This window comes from Mycobacterium sp. (assembly GCF_965230835.1).
Classification (GTDB): Bacteria; Actinomycetota; Actinomycetes; order Mycobacteriales; family Mycobacteriaceae; genus Mycobacterium.
On the sequence record NZ_CBDDLW010000002.1, the window covers coordinates 1,723,947 to 1,744,139 of the forward strand.

A 20,193-nucleotide genomic window follows, 5' to 3' on the forward strand; every position below is an offset into this window, starting at 1 on the left:
GGCAGTGTGACGGCGCCTAGCTCGATTGCAACAAGGCTAGCGGTCCCAGCGTGACCAGCGCACCTACCGCAACTGCGATCAACGTACTACCGATATCCTCCGTCTTGCGGACAACCCGCACCGCGACCACCAAACCAAGGATGACCAACACCGACAAGACCAGCGCCACAATGCTGTTCCACCGCCAGAGCTGATCAAAAGCAACGTAAAGCCCGGCACCAAATACAACCGCCAGCATCGACTGCAACACGACCGCACTGCCGCGCCACAGCGCCGCAAGCTTATCCGGAGTCAGACCAAAATCCTGCTCGTCACCGGCAAGATCACTATCGATTTCGACATCGTCTTCGCCGAGTTCCGCCCCTCGCCGTCGCGCAACCTCGTCGGCGATGGACTGCCCGCCGAACAAAGTTCGTACCGAGGTCGGTTTTGTGGGCTGTAAACGGGAACGCGGGTGCGCGGAATCCTTTTTCGCTGCCCCGGGCGCGCCAGCCTCGGCGTCCGCATCAACGGACACATCGTCGTAGTGCTCCACCGGATCCGGACTCATATGCTCGGCACCGGACGGCGACTCATCGAGTTCTGTGCCGCTTTGTTCGGTGAAGCGCGGAGGGCGCGGATACTCGCTACGCTCGGGCCCGGTTCTGCGTCGAGCCTGATGAGGAGACTTGGGCCAGCGCGGCTGGGGCTCAAGCAAGTACGCGGCCTTGGCAGAAACTTCGGGCGGTCGTCCGGCGACCCGTTCAGGGGGCGATGGTGGGGGCTCCGGATCGGCAACCTGGCTTCGCCCGTCGGCCGGCCCGAATTCCTTCGGCGGCCGAAGTTCTGTGTCGTGCTGCTCGTCGTCACGGACGATCGGAATTTCACCGGTCAGCTCGGCAACCGTGACCGCATCGCTGTCGCCGCGCCGACGGCGCCTGCGTCGAGTGCTCGCTGGAGCACCCGCGGCCTCATTCCTCGCCAGCAACTCAGCGACCGAGATCTGCTGGGTATTTGAACTCTCCGCCTCGGAGTTGGGTTCCGTCATGGTTTGTTGCCTCTCGATCGGTTGGCCGCCTTCCGATCAGCTACCTGTACTCCAGCATCCCGCACCGACGTCTCAACGAGAGCGGTTCCGTCGGCTTCGCTGTCAAGTTTGCGCAAGATAAGACCTTCCCGCAGTGCCCACGGACAGATATCCACGGTTTCTATCGACAGCGCTCGCATGCTCGCTTCCGCCACCAAGGCGCCCGCCACAATCTGGGGCGCTCGCTCGGTGCTGACTCCTTCCAGTTCCGCACGGTCAACCGCCGTCATCCTAGAGATAAATGCGATGAGTTGCCGCAGACCGTTGGCGGTCAGGGTCCTTTTCACCCGTGGCCCAGCTGCCGAGGGCGCCGCACCGGTGAGCCGCCCCAACGAGCGAAACGTTTTAGACGTCGCCACAGCGAGGTCGGGACTACCCGCTTCCAGGACGGTCGCGCTAGCCTCGGCTAGCTCGGCATCCAGCCAATCACGAAGCATCGCTACCCGACGCCGCCCCGGCGGATCTTCGGGTAGCCACTCGCGGGTCAACCGGCCGGCGCCTAACGGTAGCGACAACGCGACCGCAGGCTCCTCGTCGACACCGCTGGACAGCTCCAGGGAACCACCGCCGATGTCGAGGTTAATGATGCGGCCTGCGCTCCACCCGTACCAGCGGCGGACCGCGAGAAAAGTCAACCGCGACTCGTCGACGCCCCGCAGCACCTGCAACTCGACGCCCGCCTCCACGCGCACCCGCGCCAGCACATCTTCGGAATTCTCGGCGTCTCGAACCGCGGACGTGGCAAAGGCCATCAACTCAGAGCATCCGGAACTCACCGCGATCTTGGCGAACTCGTCAATCGTCGACACCAACTTGTCTGCACCACGCTTGGTGATCTTGCCGGAGCTGTCAGTGGCCTCGGCGAGCCGCAGCGTGGCCTTCGTCGAACTCATCGGCGTCGGATGCCCGCCCCGGTGGGCATCCACCACCAGCAGGTGGACCGTGTTGCTCCCCACGTCTAGCACGCCCAATCGCACGAAAGACAACCTAGTCCGGGGACCACACGCGGCGTGCAGCGACCCGCGCCGGAGTCTGGTATCGCCGCCGGTCGTTTATATCGCAACGAAGAATCGACGTCAGCAGTCGTGGTCTAACGTTGAGTGCGTGGAAAACACCCGCGAGATGTCGGCACACCTTGGGCATGAAGTCGAGCTGGATTTCGCCCGCGAGTGGGTGGAATTCTACGACCCCGATAATCACGAACATCTGATCGCGGCCGACCTCACCTGGTTGCTGTCACGATGGACATGTGTGTTCGGCACATCAGCCTGCCAAGGCACAGTCGCGGGTCGACCGCACGATGGCTGTTGCTCACACGGTGCGTTCTTGTCCGACGACGACGACCGTGCCCGGTTGGACGACGCGGTACAAAAGCTGACCGACGACGACTGGCAATTCCGCGCGAAAGGTCTGGGCCGCAAAGGCTACCTGGAACTCGACGAGCATGACAGCCAATCCCAACTTCGCACCCGGAGACACAAGGACGCGTGCATTTTCTTGAATCGTCCTGGGTTTGCCGCCGGCACTGGATGCGCACTACACAGCAAAGCCCTCAAGCTTGGTGTGCCACCACTAACCATGAAGCCGGACGTCTGCTGGCAACTTCCCATCCGGCGCAGCCAGGAATGGGTGACCCGGCCCGACGGCACGGAAATCCTCAAAACCACAGTCACCGAGTACGACCGCCGCGGATGGGGCTCGGGCGGCGCAGACCTGCACTGGTACTGCACGGGCGACCCGGCCGCCCATACCGGCGCCAAACAGGTGTGGGAGAGTCTCGCCGACGAACTCGCGGAACTACTGGGCACGAAGGCATACGCGGAACTCGCGGCAATGTGCAAGCGCCGCAGCGAATTGCAGCTCATTGCCGTACACCCCGCGACACGGGCCGCCACCTAGCGCGGCACGATTGCGCGGAACAAGCGCCAGGCTCGACGGGTTTCTCGCTCTCCGGGTAGGCCGCCGCCAACCGTGTACAGCGCACTCGTCTCCTGGTACGCCTCAATACTCGGGGCGGCTCGCGCGCACCGCGGTGGTGACTACCGGAAAACCGCCACCATCGTGTCGGTGCTTTCGCAGACACCAGTGAAGAATATGCTCGCGGCCACCGAAACCGTGCTCAAACCAGCCCTATAACGGCCCCGACGATCAGCCCTCGAGCTTGTAGCCAAGCCCCCGTACCGTCACCAAATGCACCGGGTTCGCCGGGTCAGCCTCGATCTTGGACCTCAAACGTTTGACGTGAACATCGAGTGTCTTGGTGTCGCCAACGTAGTCCGCGCCCCAGACCCGGTCGATCAGCTGGCCGCGGGTCAGCACCCGTCCGCTGTTGCGCATCAGGTATTCCAACAAGTCGAACTCTTTGAGCGGCAGTGTAATGGCGCCGCCGTTGACCGAGACAACGTGACGTTCGACATCCATGCGTACTGGGCCTGATTCCAGCACTCCGTCACTTATTTCGGAGTCGTCATCGCCCCCGCGGCGAAGCACCGCCCGAATCCGGGCCATCAGTTCACGAGCCGAATAAGGTTTGGTCACGTAGTCGTCGGCGCCCAGCTCCAGGCCCACAACCTTGTCGATCTCACTGTCGCGGGCCGTCACCATGATGACCGGAACGCTGGACCGCGCACGCAGTTGCTTGCATACTTCGGTTCCCGACATCCCGGGCAACATCAGATCAAGCAACACGATGTCGGCACCAGCGCGGTCAAACTCGGCTAACGCCGACGTACCATCGGCCACCACAGTGGCCTCGAAGCCCTCTTTGCGTAGGAGGAACGCCAGCGGGTCAGCTAGCGACTCCTCGTCCTCCACGATCAGCACGCTGGTCATTTACGCCACTCCTCCCCATCGCTTCGCTCTGCATCGTCGTCAGCGCTGGTCATCGACTCAACTCTTCCTCTCGTTGTGGCCTGTTGGGCCGCTGATCGCGACCGCGCGATTGCTCGGGTTGTTCGTTATTCCCTTGACCCGCCGGAATCGACAAAGTGAAAGTCGATCCCGTTCCCGGCTTGCTCCACACGCCGATACTGCCGTTGTGGTTAGCCGCCACGTGTTTGACGATGGCCAACCCCAACCCGCTACCTCCCGTAGCCCGCGAGCGCGCCTTGTCCCCCCTGAAGAATCGCTCGAAGACCCGCTCCTGGTCCTCTAGCGCGATCCCGATGCCCCGGTCGGTGACGGCGATCTCGATGTTGCTACCCCGGCGACGACGACTGATCGACACCGGCGACCCGGGTGGCGAATATGCGATCGCATTAGAAACCAGATTGGCCAGCGCGGTGACTAGTAGCGTCGGGTCTCCCTGCACCCGCAATCCGCTGGGCTCGTCGGTGCGGACCTCTATCGCCGCGTTTTCAGCGGCCACCTTATGTCGTGAAATCGCCTCGGAAACAACGGTGTCCACATCGATGTCAGTCACGTTAGGCAACCGCTCGGCACCCTGCAGTCGTGACAGCTCAATCAACTCGGCGACCATGTCCCCTAGTCTGTTCGCCTCAATGAGCACCTTCTCCGCGAACCGCCGAACGGTGTCAGATTCATCCGCCGAAGCCAGCAGGGCTTCTGCAAGTAGGGCCATGGCTCCAACCGGCGTCTTGAGCTCGTGGCTGACGTTGGCCACGAAATCACGCCTGGTCGCTTCCATCCGCGCGTAATCCGACTGGTCGTGCACGAAGACCACAGCGAAGCGACGGTCTTCTTCGCTCAGCAACCGAGCTTGCCCATGCACAGATAGTCCAGACCGGCCGGCCGGGCGCTTACTGGGCTGCAGATCGAATTCGACGTCTTCACCGCCCAGCGCCTGTTGGGCTGCCCGCCACGCCTGGTCGTCGAGCTGCCGGTCGCGCACCAAGCCCAGCTCTTTAGCGCGGTCGTTGAGGTATACGACGTCACGGTGAGTATCGACCACTGCCACACCTAGCGGCATCAAAGCGACGGTGCGTTGCAACATCTGCGACACGGTGATCCCCGCCCACTCGGTGGTCACCCGTTGACGGCGCTCCGCAACCCGTGACGCCAGTCGGCTTCCAGCCGCGACACCTACCGCTAATGCCAGCACGCACAAAACCCCGGCCAGCAACAGCGCCGAGAACACACTCATTGGTAGTCAGGGGCGCAGTTCCCGCGTTGCGGGCCTGTTTCCCCATTCCCCTTTCAATCCGTGCGTGCGGTTTTCCCGCACACGGCTTACCGATGATCTTCTGGACATGGTTACGCGGCCTTCGGGTATTGGATGGTGCCGCGAAGCCGGTGCAGGCCGTGTTCGTTAAACCACTGTTCGGTCCATTGATCGGCTTGACCAGCACGCAGGTTACGGCCACGCTTTGCCACCATTAGGCGAAACAACCGCCACCACACATACCCGTCGATCTGCCCGAACTTGACCGCGGCGTTGCCAGTACGAAAGTAGTTACCCCAGCCCCGCAGGATCGGATTCAACGACACGATTATCGTCCGAATGTCCAGACCTGCGCGCGAGCGCCCAGTCAGGCCACGAACCTTCTCACGTAGTCGTTTCATCGCTGCGCGGCTCGGCCAACGGTGCAGGTAGTAACGCACGATCCGGCGCTGCTCCCACAACCGCCCCGACATGCGCGCCCGGAAGTGACAGCCCAGGAAATCCAAGCCCTCACGGCCGTCCCGCAGATCGATTACCTTCGTTTTATTCGGATGTAGCCGCAATCCCAGCCCAGCCAGGATTTCTCCAACCAAGACCAAGGCGTGCTCGGCTTGTGCCGCACTGCGGCACAACACCACACCATCATCGGCGTAGCGCACCAACTCACCCACCGCGCGGCGGGTCAGTTCGGTATCGAGCACATGCAAGAAGATGTTGGCCAAAAGCGGGGAAATAACCCCGCCCTGCGGGGTGCCAGCGACCGTCCGCTGGGCCACCCCATCAACCAACACTCCTGCCTGCAGCCACAGACGCAGCAGTTTGAGCACCCGACGATCCGACACCCGCCTGGCCACCTGTTCCAGCAGGCGGTCATGGTCGATCTCGCCGAAGAAATCAGCGATATCAAACTCGACCACAAACACCTGACCCGCGATGAAGCCGGTACGCAACCGCTCCATCGCCTGAGTAGCCGAACGCCTCGGACGAAACCCATACGAGCACGACAAGAAGTCCGCCTCGAAAACAGGCTCCAACACGATCTTGGCAGCCGCCTGGGCCACCCGGTCTCGAACCGTGGGAATCCCCAACGGCCGCTTACCGCCACGGGGTTTAGCGATCTCCACCCGGCGTGTCAACGCCGGACGGTACACACCCCGGCGCAGGTCCTGACGTAACTCACGCAACATGCGGTCCACGCCATAGTCCTGCACCGCAGCCACGGTGACACGATCCACCCCAGCCGCACCCTTGTTCCTCAACACCCGCTCCCACGCCTCCCACAAGACGTCACCCCTGTAGATACGGTCATACAGGGCGTGGAAACGCCGACCCTCAGACTGCTTGGCCGCAGTCCATAGCGCGCGTTGCAGTTGTCGCACTTTCACCGGCGACGCCTGCAACGGCTCGTCGTCGGCTACGACAGGCCATAGCCTGCCGGGGTGGTTGGACCGAGACACCTCGGTCATGCCCTCACGCTTACCTCCGTCACGCGCGTGATCAAAGTTGGGGTCCTTTCCTCCCGGCGCGTTATGTTGCACGCCGATCAGCGGTACTACGACCCCATCGGACTCCCGCTGCCCTCCACGAGATTTCACCATCGGCTTATACCCGCGGTCTTTGCCCGACGCAGGCTGAGCAGACGGGTCTCTCCTGTTCCGAACCAGACTATGTGCACGTGCCGCCTCCCATACCCCGGAAAGACCCGGTGAGCTAACCCCGGACCAGGGCTCACCAGACATGGCCTTCGCCGTGATATGAGCGGCTCGGCTCTCCCGTTGTGAATCTGACGAGGCTGCAGAGTTCGCTTGACGCTACGGCCCGCGCACTTGCTCCCTCCGAAGAGGCTTTCGACACCCCGCTCAGCCCGCCGTGTCTCCACAACGAACCGGGGCCTGCTACCCGGCGCTCCGGTACCTACCGAGACGGGACTCCCACCCGCTAGCCCAATCCAACTTTCAGGACGCACCACACCAAAAATCCTACAAATTAGGTGAACGCTGCCCTAGCGGAGCAAGGCCAAAATCGGACAAGTCACACGCTACGCCACAGGAGTTCGGCTGCCGTTCACGTGATGTTTGGCAAATAGAGTCCCGGCGATCGTATGAGGAGCCACCAGTTGCGTTGGGGCGTCCATAGCGGGCAACTATGCGCGCCCCTGGCTGGCAACCGCGGCAGCGCCAGCAGCAGCCGCATCTGGGTCCAGGTAGGTACCGCCTCGCACCAGCGGCCGCAGCGCAGAATCCAGGTCGTAACGCAGTGGAACACCGGTCGGAATGTTTAGTCCGACGACCTCGTCGTCAGACATCTGGTCGAGGTATTTGACCAGAGCGCGCAAAGAATTGCCGTGCGCACCGATCAGCACTGTCTTGCCTGCACGCAGATCTGGGACGATGACGTCAGTAAAGTACGGCAGAAACCTTTCGACCACGTCGGCAAGGCATTCCGCTAGAGGGCCGCCGTCAATATTCGCGTAACGCGGGTCGGCGTCCTGGCTGAACTCACTGCCCTTCTCGATCGGAGGTGGCGGAGTGGCGTAGCCGCGCCGCCAGGACATGAACTGAACTTCACCGTAGCGAGCCTGCGTCTCCGCTTTATCCAGCCCCTGAAGCGCACCGTAGTGACGTTCGTTGAGCCGCCAACTGCGGCGCACCGGAATCCACAGCCGGTCGGCGGCATCCAGCGCCAAATGAGCGGTGGTGATCGCGCGCCGCAAAAGCGACGTGTGAAGCACGTCAGGCAGCAGGTTGTGTTCTGCCAGCAGTTCGCCGCTTCGCACCGCTTCCGCGCGCCCCTTCTCGGTCAGCCCGACGTCGACCCAACCTGTGAACAGGTTGCGAGCATTCCAATCGCTCTCGCCGTGGCGAAGCAGCACCAGCGTGGCTGTGTTTCCTTGTTGCATCCGGACTAGCCTCTCATCGAAGTACGGCATCGATCCTGTTCGTCATCAATCATCGTCGCCGGGCCCACCTAACCGCCCGCCTCCTCCTCATCACACGGCGCGCTCTGCATCGTCGCCGGGCCCACCTAACCGCCCGCCTCCTCCTCATCACACGGCGCGCTCTGCATCGTCGCCGGGCCCACCTAACCGCCCGCCTCCTCCTCATCACACGGCGCGCTCTGCATCGTCGCCGGGCGAAGGTGAGCGAACGCCTGCAGGTTCTGCAGCGACTCGCCGCGAGATATCCGCCACTCCCACTCTTTCTGGATCGACGACCGAAAACCCAACTCCAGCAGTGTGTTGAAGTCCGAATCCACCGCCTCAAGTACCTGGCCGAGCACCCGGTCGACTTCATCGGCGTTAACCGACGCCAGCGACATACGACCCACAAGGTAGATGTCGCCGACATTATCCAGCGTGTAGGCGACGCCATAAAGCCGGCGGTTGCGCTTGAGTAGGAACCGATAGACGCCCTCGTTGTTCTCATCGGGCCTACGACACACGAACGCCTCAACTCGCACCGAATGGGCGCCAATGCTCAAAACAGTGCTGGTCTTGAGCTTGCGCTCGCCGGGTAACTCCACAATCAGTCCTGGCGGGACGCCAGTGAGCTTTGAGTACGTCAGCTCATTGACATCGAGCACATCCTCGATGAGCCGCTGCACGGTATGCGGTGTCCGCGGGGACGATGTCACGCACCCACCCCGCGGCGCCGCGACCACCGGCGAGGCTTGCGCACCGCCCCGAGGTCCGATACCAAGTCTCCCCGGTGCGCGCGCGAAGAAGCGAAGCCGGCGATCGCACGACGGTAGCTGTCCAACAGTGCGTCAATGGTGTTTTCCCAGGAGAACGTCGCCGCATGCATGACCGCCGCACGGCTCATTGCCCGTCCTTGCGGGCCGGTTCGCAGCCGCAGCAGACGATCGATGGCATCCGCCCACTGATTGACTTCGTGTCCGTAAACCAGAACACCCGTGGCCCCGTCGCGCACCGCCACCGGTAGCCCCCCGACTGCGGCCGCTGCAACAGGGGTCCCACACGCCTGCGCCTCAATGGCAACCAAGCCGAACGATTCGGAATAGCTCGGTACCGCAACCAAGTCAGCGGCTTGGAACACGGTGGCCAGATCGATCCGAGACTGCGGCGGCAAAAAGGTCACCCGCGCTGAAATGCCTAACTTCTCGGCGAGCCGCGCCAATCCGTCCGGCGATGCCAGACCACTCCCCGACGGCCCTCCCGCGACGATAATACGCACCCCCGGCAGCTTCGCCGCGGCTCGTAGCACAATGTCAGGTGCTTTCAGCGGCTGGATTCGGCCAACGAAGGCCACCACAGGCTCGTCAGACGGGAGGTCCAACGCGGCGCGGGCGGCGCTCTGGTCACCTGGGCGGAACACATCCAGATCGACACCAGGGTGGACTATGTCGATTGCCGCCGGATCTGCGCGATGAATCGAAACCAGTTGTTTCGCCTCATCCTCGGTGTTGACGATAAGCCGATCCGCCTCATCGACGACCTGCTGCTCACCAACCATGCGCAGCTGCGGTTCCGGCGAATCGGGTGAACCGCCGTCTGCTAGCGCTGCATTCTTCACCGCCGCCAGCGTGTGCGCAGTGTGCACCAACGGCACGGCCCAGCGATCGCGGGCGAGCCAGCCGACCTGACCGGACAGCCAGTAGTGCGAGTGCACAATGTCGTAATAGCCCGGCTCGTGCGCCGCCTCAGCGCGCAACACTCCGGCTGCGAAAGCGCACAGCTGGGTAGGCAGGTCGTACTTATCCAGACCTTCGAACGGCCCAGCCACAACATTGCGGACCACCACTCCCGGCGCAACCCGCACGATTGGCGGATCTGCGGACGCGGTCGCCCTAGTGAAGATCTCCACTTCGATACCCCGGCGAGCCAGATTCAGCGCGCTCTGCAGCACGTACACGTTCATTCCGCCGGCATCACCGGTACCCGGCTGGGCGAGCGGCGAGGTGTGTACCGCCAACAACGCCACCCGGCGTGGGTCACTTGCTACCGAACCGTCCAGATGCGATGGCCCCGCTGCTGCTCGAACCGGCCGACCCACCTCGTCGCCCGGCAGCAGGAATACGTCATTGTGGCGCACCCTGTCATCTTTGCAGGACCGAACCTAGCGCGCGGACGCCGCACGTCAGGAGCCCCTCAGGCAAAGGCCTCCGGTGCCGTATCGGGTCGGCGAGAACGCAATGCCCCGGACCGCCGCATCGCAACCAGTGGATCGGCGTAGAGCCCGCTCAACGACACGATGCCTGCCCCGGCCTCCTGCACCCGGTTGCCGAAAACGGTGACGCGAATGTCGCGCGGCGCCAACACTGAGCGCGCGGCGAAGGATTCCTCAACGTGTTCCATCGCTTCGGGGTACTCAGTGAACGCCTGACCACCGACCACCAGCTCATCCGGATTGAGAAGGTCCCGCAGCAATGCAACCGACTCGCCAAGAACCCGTGCCCGCTCCACCAGCAAATCTCTAGCCTGCTGGTTCCCCGAGCGCGCCACCCGCAGCAGGTCGGCAATTGCGCTGGCGGACCCACCTATTCCGGTCGACGGAGCGACGCCCGGCAAAATCCGCAGCCGCCGCGCAGCCGCCAGCAACGCCTCGTCACTCACGGTGGACTCCAACTGCCCGGTACCACCGAGCAGCTCCGAGTGAACTGGCAACGGCGCGATAGTGCCAGGGCCGCTGGCGGGACAGTGCACACGCCCACCGATCACTAGTGCATATCCGACGGTCTCGCGCGCGTAGACGTAGAGGATCGTTGGGGAGCTCGGTGCCAGCCGCCGCGTTCCTAGCAGCAATTCAGCACCGGCCATAGCATCAACGTGGGATGCCACCGACACCGGCAATCCCAGCGCGTCGGCCAGCACCGGCCCCACTGGGGCCTGCCGCCAGCCCAGTCGCGAATGATCGACGTAGCCGGTGACACCGTCGACAGCCCCACCAATCGACACGCCGACCCGCAGCGCACGGCGCCGATGCCAGCGCTGTAGATAGCGACGGGCGCTGTCGGCCAGCGATGTCAGTGCAGCCCCTGCTGCATTGCGCGGAGTGGGGGTCTCGACCGTGTCGAGCGTGCGTCCGAAAAGGTCAGAGGCCACGATGCTGGTGATACGAGCACCGATGTGAATACCCAACGTCACGAACGGTTCGTGGTTAACCTCTACGGGCACCCGCGGGCGCCCGATCGCTCCGGAAACGGCTAAGTCTGCGCGCTCACGCAACAGGCCGGCCTCCAGCAAGGCGATGACCTGTCGGTTCACCGTCGCGATGCTCAGTGATGTCACGTCGGCGATGACGTCGCGACCGACCGGACCACGCAACCGTACGGCCCGGAAGACCGACGCAGCCGCAGAGTCAGACAAATGCAGCGACGCGGGCACGACCTGGCGGTGCGACCGTGGCCGGCCGGATTTACCCGGTGTACGCACGGGTATTCGACTGGGCGAACGGGGGGTGAGCGTAGACGAATGCACTGGTGTCCTTGTCCGAGTTGCGGTGGCCGTTTTTAGCCACACCTGCCGATTGCTCTGGGTCAGGCGCAACAAAGCGCACGGCAACAACACAGGCCCGCGAAAAGAATCGCGGTCGATGTGTCGGACAAGGCGTTGCGGTACACACCGAGAATTTAGCACGTTTACTAGAGTGGCCGGATGACCACAATCGGCGGGCAGAAAAGAGTGGCCGTCGTCACCGGCGCTAGTTCCGGAATAGGTGAGGCAGCTACCAGAACCCTTGCTGAACAGGGGTTCCACGTGGTCGCGGTCGCACGCAGGTCGGACCGCGTGGCAGCGATCGCCGACGAGACCGGAGGCACCGCGATTGTGGCCGACATCACCGACAACCGGGCCATCGCGGCGCTAGCAGACCGATTGGACCGGGTTGATGTGCTGGTCAACAACGCTGGCGGTGCCAAGGGCCTGGAGTTCGTCGCCGATACGGAGCTGGAGAACTGGCGCTGGATGTACGAGACCAACGTGCTGGGCACCCTTCAGGTGACACGCGCGCTGTTGCCGAAGCTGATCGCCTCGGGCGACGGCCTGATCGTCACCGTGACCTCGATTGCTGCGCTGGAGGTGTACGACGGCGGCGCTGGATACACGGCGGCCAAGCATGCGCAAGCCGCGCTGCACCGCACACTGCGCGGCGAGCTGCTTGGAAAGCCCGTCCGACTCACCGAAATCGCCCCGGGGGCGGTCGAGACGGAATTCTCGCTTGTCCGCTTCGACGGCGACCGACAGCGCGCAGACGCGGTCTACGCCGGAATGACGCCGCTGGTAGCCGACGATATCGCCGAGGTGATTGGGTTCGTGGCCTCGCGGCCTTCACACGTTAACCTGGATCAGATCGTCATCAAGCCGCGCGACCAAGCATCAGCCACCCGCAAAGCTAGCCACCCGGACGCGCGCTCGTAGTAGGCACGGCCGGCAAGACGGGAGACTCCGCGGGCGTGCCAGGCGCAGTCACCTGGATCTGTGTACCCGGCGCCGACTCCGGCGGAGGCAGCGCCGACATCGACACCCAGGTATCCCAGTCCACAGCCCAGTCCCAGATGTCGCCGTCGGAGTAGGACAGCTCAATCGAGCTGCCAGTCACCTCAACCGGATCCCCGTAGAGCGCCGTGTTGTAGTACTCGCGAGCATCGCTGGTTGACAGATTGATGCAGCCATTGGTCACGTTGGTGTTGCCCTGCGCGCCAGCGCTGAGCGGATTTGCGTGAATGAACTCGCCGTTGTTGGAGATCCGAACCGCCCAGCGTTCGTGTACGTTGCTGTACCCCGCAGCCGGATTCGACATGTAAAAGTCGGAGTACTTCTCGCTGACTACGTGGACACCGTTTCGCGTGACGTTGCGAGCTACGTCGCCCTCGCCGTAGCTGCAGGGGAAATCCATGATGACGCCGGCATCGGTGACGACCTGGATACGGTGGGATGTTACTTCGGCCTTGACCACCTGACGGCGGCCAACCTTGAAATTCAACGAAATGTCCTCGGCGCCGTACGCGCCGTCACCGAACTCGACGCCGTAGAGCTTGGCGTCGACGTTCACAGCGGTTCCAGCCGGGTAGTACTCGCGGGGACGCCAGTGCACGCGAGCGCCCTGCGCCTCATCGGGCAGCCAGGCCCAACTGCCTTCGACGGGCGGATCGGTGGTGACAGTCAGCGCCTGCTCGACGGTAGCCTTGTCACTGATCGGCGAATCGAACTGCAAGATGACGGGCGCCGCAACTCCGACGGTCTGGCCGTCTGCCAGCTGGAATCCACCGCCGATGGTCTCCGACGGTGTCACAGTGGTGAACTTGCCAACCACCGGGAACGCTTTGCCGTCGTGGCCGACGACCGAACCGCTCCAGGTATAGGTCGCGTCGTAGCCCAACGGCTCAGTGATCGTGTAGACGCTGCGGTCCTGGCTGTAGCGGCCCGCGACGATCTTGCCAGCCGGATTGGTCAGTGCGACCCGCTGGAACCAGCCATCGCCGACCTCGACACTGATCGGCGCGGTAGGAACCACGTCGCCAACCTCATCGGCCGGCCGGAAGGTCAACCTGGGCGCCGCGGGTAGCTTCTTGTCCGATTGCTTGGCGACGTTGCTGGCGCAAGCAGCCAGCACGTTCGGCGCAAGCACCCCAACCCCAAGGGCCGCCAGAACCAACCGCCGGTTAACCGACGCCCGGGTACTGGATGCGTTCACGTATGTAAAGATACCGGGCGAAACGCTATGTCCTGTGCCACGATTACCAGCAACACGGGCATTCCAGCCTAGAAATTGCAGCTATAGGCCACACCCAACCAGAATCGGCTCGGGCTTCAATGTGATACCAAACACATCACGAACCCCGTCGCGAACCGTGCGAGCCAATGCCATCACATCTTCGGCGGTGGCTCCACCGCGATTTGTCAGCGCGAGCGCGTGCTTGGTGGATAGCCGGCAAGGGGCTTCAGCACCACCCGTACCATCGTGGCCTGGCAACGGATACCCCTTTCCGAAGCCCGCCCGCTCGACCAACCAACCGGCAGCCAACTTGACGCCGTCCGGTGCCCGATAGTGCGGCACCGGCCCATCTATCGCCCTCTCCATCTTCGATGCCAACCGAGCGTAGACATCTTTGGCGACCACGGGGTTGGTGAAGAATGACCCCACGCTCCAGGTGTCGTGGTCGGATGCATCGAGCACCATGCCCTTGCCGGCCCTTAGCGCCAGCACCGCCTCGCGGACTTCCCACGGATCGGCTCGCTCACCGTCGGCCACACCTAGCGCAGCCGTCAACTCGCCGTAGCGCAACGGAGCGCTGCGACCCGACGGATCCAGCGCGAACTCGACTTCGAGGACTACAGCCCGCATCTGAAGCCCCGAGGCGGCTTGCTTGAGCACACTAGTGCGATAACCGAAGTGCAATTCGCCGGCAGGGACCCAGCGGGGCGCGCCGGTGCGCAGGTCCAAAAGCCGGACCCGGGTAATGGTGTCGGACACTTCGGCGCCGTACGCCCCCACGTTCTGCACCGGAGTGGCACCCGCCGATCCCGGGATGCCGGATAGACATTCCAGCCCGCCCAGACCATGTTCGATGGCTGCGATCACAACGTCGTCCCAAACCGCGCCTGCCTCTGCCCGGATTCGGTTGCCGTCGACGGTGACGCCACGATTAGCCAACCGCACCACAGTCAGATCCGTGAGTGCCTCGGCGATCACCAGGTTCGAACCGCCGGCCAGCACCAGTGGACGGTCACCGCCAGGGCCGGCGTCCGCGTCGAGCTCGCGCAGCACCGCGACCACTTGATCGATGTCAGTGCAGGTTATGACGCGTCGTGCGACCGGTCCGATCCGCAGAGTAGTCAGCGGGGCCAGCGGCACCAACTCGGCGACATGCGCACCGGCGAAGAATGAACCGACCACGGCCCGTAACGGTAGCCTGACCTGCTATGCCGCGTTCATTCGACATGTCGGCCGACTACGAGGGCAGCGTCGAGGAGGTCCACAGGGCGTTTGGCGAAGCAGAGTATTGGCAGGCCAGGCTGGGCGTTTCGCCTGTCGACGTGGCGACGCTCGATTCGATGCGAATCGGCGGCGAGTCCGGCGACGACGGCACCATCCAGGTGGTCACCCTCCAGTTGATGCATAGCCATAATCTGCCCGGCCTGGTGACGCAGTTGCACCGGGGCGACCTCTGCGTCCGGCGCGAGGAAAACTGGGGTCCAGTCACTAATGGCGCCGCCACGGCGTCGATCGCGGGATCCATCCTCGACGCTCCGGTGAACCTTACCGGCACCGCGGTGCTCGCTCCGGTCGCCGAATCGGGTATCGCACGGCTTACCCTGCGAGTCACGGTCCACGTGCGCGTTCCGATCATCGGCGGAAAGCTGGAGAAGATCATTGGCACCCAATTGGCCGACCTCGTGACCGCGGAGCAACACTTCACTACGAGTTGGATTGCAAACAACACCTAGGTGCACGCGCACACGGTGCAACCAGTTTCTCGGCTGCCCGCCCCTCCCCCGGCGCCGCAACAAGCGCGCATGGTTGCCACGCCTAAGCTGGCATCCATGCGAATCGCCCTGGCGCAAATCCTCAGCGGCACCGAGCCTTCTGCGAATCTGCGGCTGGTAAGACGATACGCCGACATGGCCGCCGACGCAGGCGCGGAACTAGTGGTGTTTCCCGAAGCGACGATGTGCAGGTTCGGCGTCCCATTGAGGCCGATCGCTGAGCCTATTGACGGGCCATGGGCAGACGGTGTCCGACAGATCGCGAACGGGGCCAACATCGCGGTAATCGCCGGAATGTTCACTCCCGCCGACGACAGGCGGGTGACAAACACGCTGATCGCGGCAGGGCCAGGTGTACCAAACCAACCCAACGACCAGTACGACAAGATCCATCTCTACGACGCGTTCGGCTTCACCGAATCTCGCACCGTCGCGCCTGGGCACCAACCGGTAGTGATCACAATCGGCGGCGTCCGAGTGGGCTTGACCATTTGCTATGACATTCGCTTTCCAGCGCTCTACACCGAACTAGCCCGCCGCGGGGCCCAGCTGATCGCCGTCTGCGCGTCCTGGGGATCCGGCCCCGGCAAACTCGATCAATGGACTTTGCTCGCCAGAGCCCGGGCACTGGACTCGATGTGCTACCTCGCCGCGGCCGGTCAAGCTAACCCAGGCGAAGCCCTCACCTCTTCGGCCGCCGACCGACACGCGCCGACCGGGGTCGGCGGCAGCCTGGTGTGCTCACCGTTTGGCAAAGTGGTCGCGTCGGCTGGCCCAGACCCGGAATTGGTGATCGCCGACATCGACGTCGGCGAGGTGGCCGCCGCTCGTGAGAGCATCGCGGTGCTGGACAACTGCTCGAGCTTTGCTCAGGTTGATAAGGCAGAATCGAGTGGGTGACCAACCCGCAAGGACCCCCGAGCGAAGGCCCATCAGTATGGGCGCGTCCTGGCGACGAAGGCCCGCTAGCTCAGCCCCCGAAACCCGGTGAGGCCTCGACCGAGCGGCTTCGTCCAAACGAGCCTGCAACGGGTGGCACCGACGAATCTCAACCTCTGACTGGCGATTCGGCACCCCAAAACGAGCCATCGCCTGCAACCCATACCGAGGCACAGCGAGCTGGACACCGACGCCCGCCCGGTCCGTCCACCGGCAAGACGACTCAGCTTGCTGCGCCGGAAGAAGATTCAGCACCGGTGCAAGCCAAACGACGCTTTCTTCGCGACCCGCTGACTCTGTTCCTGGTCATGATTATCGTGGTTTCGCTGGCCCTCGCCGGGCTGATCGGCGGCGAACTTTATGCCCGCCACGTTGCCAACAGTAAGGTCGCCCAGGCTGTGGCGTGCGTGGTCAGGGACCAAGCCACCGCATCGTTTGGTGTGGCGCCGCTGCTACTTTGGCAGGTCGCAACGCGCCATTTCACCAACATTTCCGTGGAAACTGCCGGCAACCAGATCCGCGGCGCCAAAGGGATGAAAGTCCAAATCGCTATCCAGAACGTACAGCTCAAGTCGAGCCCCAGCTCCAAAGGCACCATCGGCGCCCTGGACGCCAGCATCACCTGGTCTGCTGAAGGCATTAGGGAATCGGTTCAAAACGCGATTCCGGTTCTGGGCGCGTTCGTTACGAGCAGCGTGGTCACTCACCCAACCGACGGGACCATCGAACTGAAGGGCATGCTCAACGACATCGTCGCTAAGCCGGTTGTGACCGGCAACGGCGTGGCGCTGCAGATCGTCACCTTCAATACCCTGGGCTTCTCGCTGCCAAAAGAGACCGTGCAATCGACACTCGACGAATTCACTTCTGCCCTCACCAGAAATTACCCGCTGGGTATTCACGCCGACAGCGTTCAAGTCACCTCGACTGGCGTGGTAAGCCACTTCTCCACCCACAACGCCGCCATCCCCACTGGCGTCCAGGACCCCTGCTTCGCCCAGATCTGACGCGGGACGACGTCGGGGCTGGGTCAGGCGTGTCCGAGCCCGTCCAGCACCGCTTGTGTGCTAGACAGGCCCAGTCTGGTGGCGCCAGCGTCCAGCATGGCCACCGCATCGGCCGCGGTGCGGATGCCGCCGCTGGCCTTGACTCCGACCCGCCCGCCGACCGTAGCGGCCATCACCTCAACCGCACGTACCGTTGCCCCGCCCGCTGGATGAAAACCCGTTGAAGTCTTAACGAAATCCGCACCGGCGTCATGCGCAGCGCGACATGCGCTCACCAGCGTGTCGGTGTTTCCGTGGCCCAATAGCACCGCGGACTCCACAATCACCTTGAGCACGGACCCGACGGTAGCGCCACGCACCGTCTCGATGTCGGACCGGACCGCGTCGAAGTCTCCGGCCAACGCGGCACCGACGTCGATGACCATGTCAATCTCCGCTGCGCCGGATGCTATCGCTGCGGCCGCCTCGCGGGCCTTAACCGAGGGCACATGCTTGCCCGAAGGGAAACCCGCGACCGTGGCGACAACGACACCCGCACCGCCAGCATCAGCCGCGATCGACACCATCGACGGCGAAACGCACACCGCATAGACCTCGAGTTCAGTGGCTTCGACGACCAAAGCTGCCACGTCAGCAGGGGTTGCTTCGGGTTTGAGCAAGGTGTGGTCGACCAAAGCTGCCAGTTCCCGCCGGGTCGGTCGGTGCGGCACTAGAGCCACCCTCCGTCACGGTCGCATACCGCTGCGGCCATCGCGAAGGCGTCGACGATCGGTCGCCCCGCCGGCGCGGTCACTCGGGCCTTCATTACTCGCTAACGCGACTTACCCTGAATTTCGAGCAGCTTGGGCCGAACGTCGACCAGGTATACACCCGCGGCGCATGCGGCTATCGCCATCCCGAGGACCCCGAAAACGAAGCCCAGGATTGAGGTCAACGCTACGGCCAGACCAAGGATCAGCAGCCACACCGGCTTGGTCAGCTTGTCAGCGGCGGTATAGGCGTCCGGCCTCTGCAGCGCCGCGTGGACAAACGAGTACACCGCCGTCACCAGCACGGCGATCTGCAGGGCCAACATGACATAACCCACGATGAGGTTCACGAGTCAATGCTATGCGGCTTCTGTCCAAAACGTCGACTCCGAGTCGCCCGATGGGCGACTCGGAGTCTGCAGTAGCAACTGCTACTTCTGGGTGACCTTCTTGGCAGCGGCCTTCTTAGCAGGCGCTTTCTTAGCCGCGGCCTTCTTCGCCGGAGCCGGGGCCGAAGCCGGAGCCGGAGCCTTCTTGGCCGGAGCCGGCTCTTTCTTGGCCGGAGCCTTCTGCGGCAAATCGATACCGACCAACTTGGCGGCACGCTCGCCAACGGCGCGGGTCTGAGTTGCAACCGTGCCCAGCGCCTCCTGAGTCAGCTCAACCGCCTGATCCACATAGCCCTCAGCACGCGCCGAAGCGTCCTCTAAACCTGGCTGGCTCAACAGTCGCTCGAGGGCCGCCTCACCGCGCTCGACGAGCTCGTTGTACCGCTCGGTAGCTGCCTCCAGGTAGCCTTCGGCAGCCTTGCGCAGCTCGTCACCAGTGAATCGCTCGCGAAGCTCGGTGAACTGCTCGGGCAGGTCCTCCTGCAGCTTGGTCAGACGAGCTCGGCTCTCTTCCACCCGGCTGCGGGTGTCTGTACGAGTCTCCTCGGCACGATCACGCAGACCATTAATCAGGTCGTTGACAGTGGCCAAAGCCAAGTCGGCCGCACCGAGAGCAGCAAGCAACGGCGCCTTGAGGTCGTCGACGTTCGCGTTCTCAACCATGGATCTTCCTTTCTTTGTTTTCGTTATCGGCGTTATTGCGTATTTGATGTGACTTTTCGGGTATTCGTCGACCCTCCTGCAAAGACTCATCGAGAACCGTGAATCAACAGGGGCACGCGAGGTGCGGCGGACCTCCTGATTTGTCGGGTCGATTGTCGATCGAATTCAGGTCAATTGCTCTGCCAGGTGGAAGTTCAACCGGCCGGCGAGCCCTCTTGCAAAGCAGATGGGCCTGTCTGCTGGGGCCGACCCTGGCTGTCGTTGGCCTAGAGGTTGCGACGTCATACACGTGACGGCGAAAACCCGTATCCAGCAATTCAGCTCGTGCCGCTTGCGACGGTGATACCGGCCGACGGGGCTAACTAATCGTCAATTTCGGATGGGTTCAGCGACTCCTCACGGGTGGATTCGTTTTGATGAGTAAATGACGCGTATATGTCGAGCAGAACCTGCTTCTGGCGTTCGGTAATCGCCGTGTCGGTGATGATGGCGTCACGTACTTGGCTGGTCTCGCTTGCCTCGAGGATCCCGGCCCGAACGTAGAGAACCTCGGCGGAGACCCGCAACGCCTTGGCAATCTGACTCAGGACGTCCGCGGACGGCTTGCGCAATCCGCGCTCGACTTGGCTGAGGTAAGGGTTGCTGACACCGGATCGCTCAGCCAGCTGCCGCATCGAGACCTGGGCCGTCTCACGCTGCGCCCGGATGAAACTTCCGATGTCGGAGGCCGCAGTCGACATTTTGGCGGCCAGCTTGTCTTCGGGCGGCATGGGTACACTCCTCACCAGGGATAGCCCTGTTGACGAGTACTAGCGT

The 20,193-nt window shown here is 63.3% G+C and carries 19 protein-coding genes and 1 pseudogene; 5 read left to right on the forward strand and 15 right to left on the reverse strand.

The features are described from left to right. Positions 1–16: 16 nt before the first annotated feature. Both ACO07W_RS08445 and ACO07W_RS08450 read right to left on the reverse strand, forming a co-directional pair. Positions 17–1,027, reverse strand: coding sequence for a hypothetical protein (locus tag ACO07W_RS08445; protein ID WP_421842346.1), 1,011 nt, complete (start codon positions 1,025–1,027; stop codon positions 17–19). Then, entirely contained in the window at positions 1,024–2,043 is a 1,020-nt protein-coding gene (locus ACO07W_RS08450; RefSeq protein WP_421842348.1) for a hypothetical protein, read from the reverse strand. The genes ACO07W_RS08445 and ACO07W_RS08450 overlap by 4 nt, the downstream gene beginning before the upstream one ends. A 145-nt stretch (positions 2,044–2,188) precedes the next feature. Between ACO07W_RS08450 and ACO07W_RS08455 the strand changes: the two genes are divergently transcribed. Beyond that, positions 2,189–2,965, forward strand: a complete 777-nt coding sequence (locus ACO07W_RS08455) for a hypothetical protein (protein WP_421845881.1) — start codon at positions 2,189–2,191, stop codon at positions 2,963–2,965. A gap of 249 nt (positions 2,966–3,214) precedes the next feature. Here ACO07W_RS08455 and regX read toward each other — a convergent pair whose 3' ends face one another. The 7 genes from regX to ACO07W_RS08490 form a co-directional block, all read right to left on the reverse strand. Further along, a complete protein-coding gene (regX, locus tag ACO07W_RS08460; RefSeq protein ID WP_421842350.1) occupies positions 3,215–3,898 on the reverse strand; it encodes a two-component sensory transduction protein RegX in 684 nt (227 codons plus the stop codon). 49 nt (positions 3,899–3,947) lie between these two features. Next, entirely contained in the window at positions 3,948–5,168 is a 1,221-nt protein-coding gene (locus ACO07W_RS08465; protein ID WP_421842352.1) for a sensor histidine kinase, read from the reverse strand. Between the two features lie 110 nt (positions 5,169–5,278). Continuing rightward, positions 5,279–6,781: a group II intron reverse transcriptase/maturase gene (gene ltrA, locus ACO07W_RS08470; protein ID WP_421840437.1), complete on the reverse strand. Its 1,503-nt coding sequence runs from the start codon at positions 6,779–6,781 to the stop codon at positions 5,279–5,281. A 548-nt stretch (positions 6,782–7,329) separates the two neighbouring features. Continuing rightward, on the reverse strand, positions 7,330–8,085 hold the full coding sequence (locus ACO07W_RS08475; protein WP_421845882.1) for a phosphoglyceromutase: 756 nt from the start codon (positions 8,083–8,085) through the stop codon (positions 7,330–7,332). A 182-nt stretch (positions 8,086–8,267) separates the two neighbouring features. Continuing rightward, a complete protein-coding gene (locus ACO07W_RS08480) occupies positions 8,268–8,819 on the reverse strand; it encodes a YbjN domain-containing protein (protein WP_421842354.1) in 552 nt (183 codons plus the stop codon). Further along, positions 8,816–10,216: a D-inositol-3-phosphate glycosyltransferase gene (gene mshA, locus ACO07W_RS08485; RefSeq protein WP_421845883.1), complete on the reverse strand. Its 1,401-nt coding sequence runs from the start codon at positions 10,214–10,216 to the stop codon at positions 8,816–8,818. The genes ACO07W_RS08480 and mshA overlap by 4 nt, the downstream gene beginning before the upstream one ends. Positions 10,217–10,293: 77 nt before the next feature. Beyond that, entirely contained in the window at positions 10,294–11,622 is a 1,329-nt protein-coding gene (locus ACO07W_RS08490) for an ROK family protein (protein ID WP_421842356.1), read from the reverse strand. A 177-nt stretch (positions 11,623–11,799) separates the two neighbouring features. Between ACO07W_RS08490 and ACO07W_RS08495 the strand changes: the two genes are divergently transcribed. After that, entirely contained in the window at positions 11,800–12,561 is a 762-nt protein-coding gene (locus tag ACO07W_RS08495) for an SDR family NAD(P)-dependent oxidoreductase (protein ID WP_421842358.1), read from the forward strand. On the opposite strand, the pseudogene ACO07W_RS08500 reads toward ACO07W_RS08495, so the two are convergent. Both ACO07W_RS08500 and ACO07W_RS08505 read right to left on the reverse strand, forming a co-directional pair. Further along, positions 12,536–13,899: pseudogene (locus tag ACO07W_RS08500) on the reverse strand (L,D-transpeptidase). The gene ACO07W_RS08495 and the pseudogene ACO07W_RS08500 sit on opposite strands and share 26 nt — an antisense overlap. A 19-nt stretch (positions 13,900–13,918) precedes the next feature. Continuing rightward, positions 13,919–15,040, reverse strand: coding sequence for a UDP-N-acetylmuramate dehydrogenase (locus ACO07W_RS08505; RefSeq protein WP_421842360.1), 1,122 nt, complete (start codon positions 15,038–15,040; stop codon positions 13,919–13,921). Between the two features lie 26 nt (positions 15,041–15,066). Here ACO07W_RS08505 and ACO07W_RS08510 point away from each other — a divergent pair, with 26 nt between their 5' ends. The 3 genes from ACO07W_RS08510 (at position 15,067) to ACO07W_RS08520 (ending at position 17,576) form a co-directional block, all read left to right on the forward strand. Continuing rightward, positions 15,067–15,591: a DUF2505 domain-containing protein gene (locus ACO07W_RS08510; protein ID WP_421842362.1), complete on the forward strand. Its 525-nt coding sequence runs from the start codon at positions 15,067–15,069 to the stop codon at positions 15,589–15,591. A 96-nt stretch (positions 15,592–15,687) separates the two neighbouring features. After that, positions 15,688–16,530 carry a carbon-nitrogen hydrolase family protein gene (locus ACO07W_RS08515; protein ID WP_421842364.1) on the forward strand — a complete coding sequence of 281 codons (843 nt, stop codon included), beginning with the start codon at positions 15,688–15,690 and terminating at the stop codon, positions 16,528–16,530. Next, the gene (locus ACO07W_RS08520) at positions 16,527–17,576 is read left to right on the forward strand and encodes an LmeA family phospholipid-binding protein (protein WP_421842366.1); all 1,050 of its coding nucleotides are present in this window, start codon (positions 16,527–16,529) and stop codon (positions 17,574–17,576) included. The genes ACO07W_RS08515 and ACO07W_RS08520 overlap by 4 nt, the downstream gene beginning before the upstream one ends. A 23-nt stretch (positions 17,577–17,599) precedes the next feature. Here ACO07W_RS08520 and deoC read toward each other — a convergent pair whose 3' ends face one another. The 4 genes from deoC to ACO07W_RS08540 form a co-directional block, all read right to left on the reverse strand. Then, positions 17,600–18,286 (reverse strand): deoxyribose-phosphate aldolase, encoded by a 687-nt coding sequence (gene deoC, locus ACO07W_RS08525; protein WP_421842368.1) that lies wholly within the window; start codon positions 18,284–18,286, stop codon positions 17,600–17,602. A 101-nt stretch (positions 18,287–18,387) separates the two neighbouring features. Continuing rightward, complete coding sequence (locus ACO07W_RS08530; protein WP_421842370.1) at positions 18,388–18,675, reverse strand: DUF2516 family protein; 288 nt, start codon at positions 18,673–18,675, stop codon at positions 18,388–18,390. An 81-nt stretch (positions 18,676–18,756) separates the two neighbouring features. Beyond that, positions 18,757–19,377, reverse strand: coding sequence for a heparin-binding hemagglutinin (locus ACO07W_RS08535; protein ID WP_421842372.1), 621 nt, complete (start codon positions 19,375–19,377; stop codon positions 18,757–18,759). Between the two features lie 362 nt (positions 19,378–19,739). Further along, complete coding sequence (locus tag ACO07W_RS08540) at positions 19,740–20,147, reverse strand: helix-turn-helix domain-containing protein (protein WP_421842374.1); 408 nt, start codon at positions 20,145–20,147, stop codon at positions 19,740–19,742. Positions 20,148–20,193 lie beyond the last annotated feature (46 nt).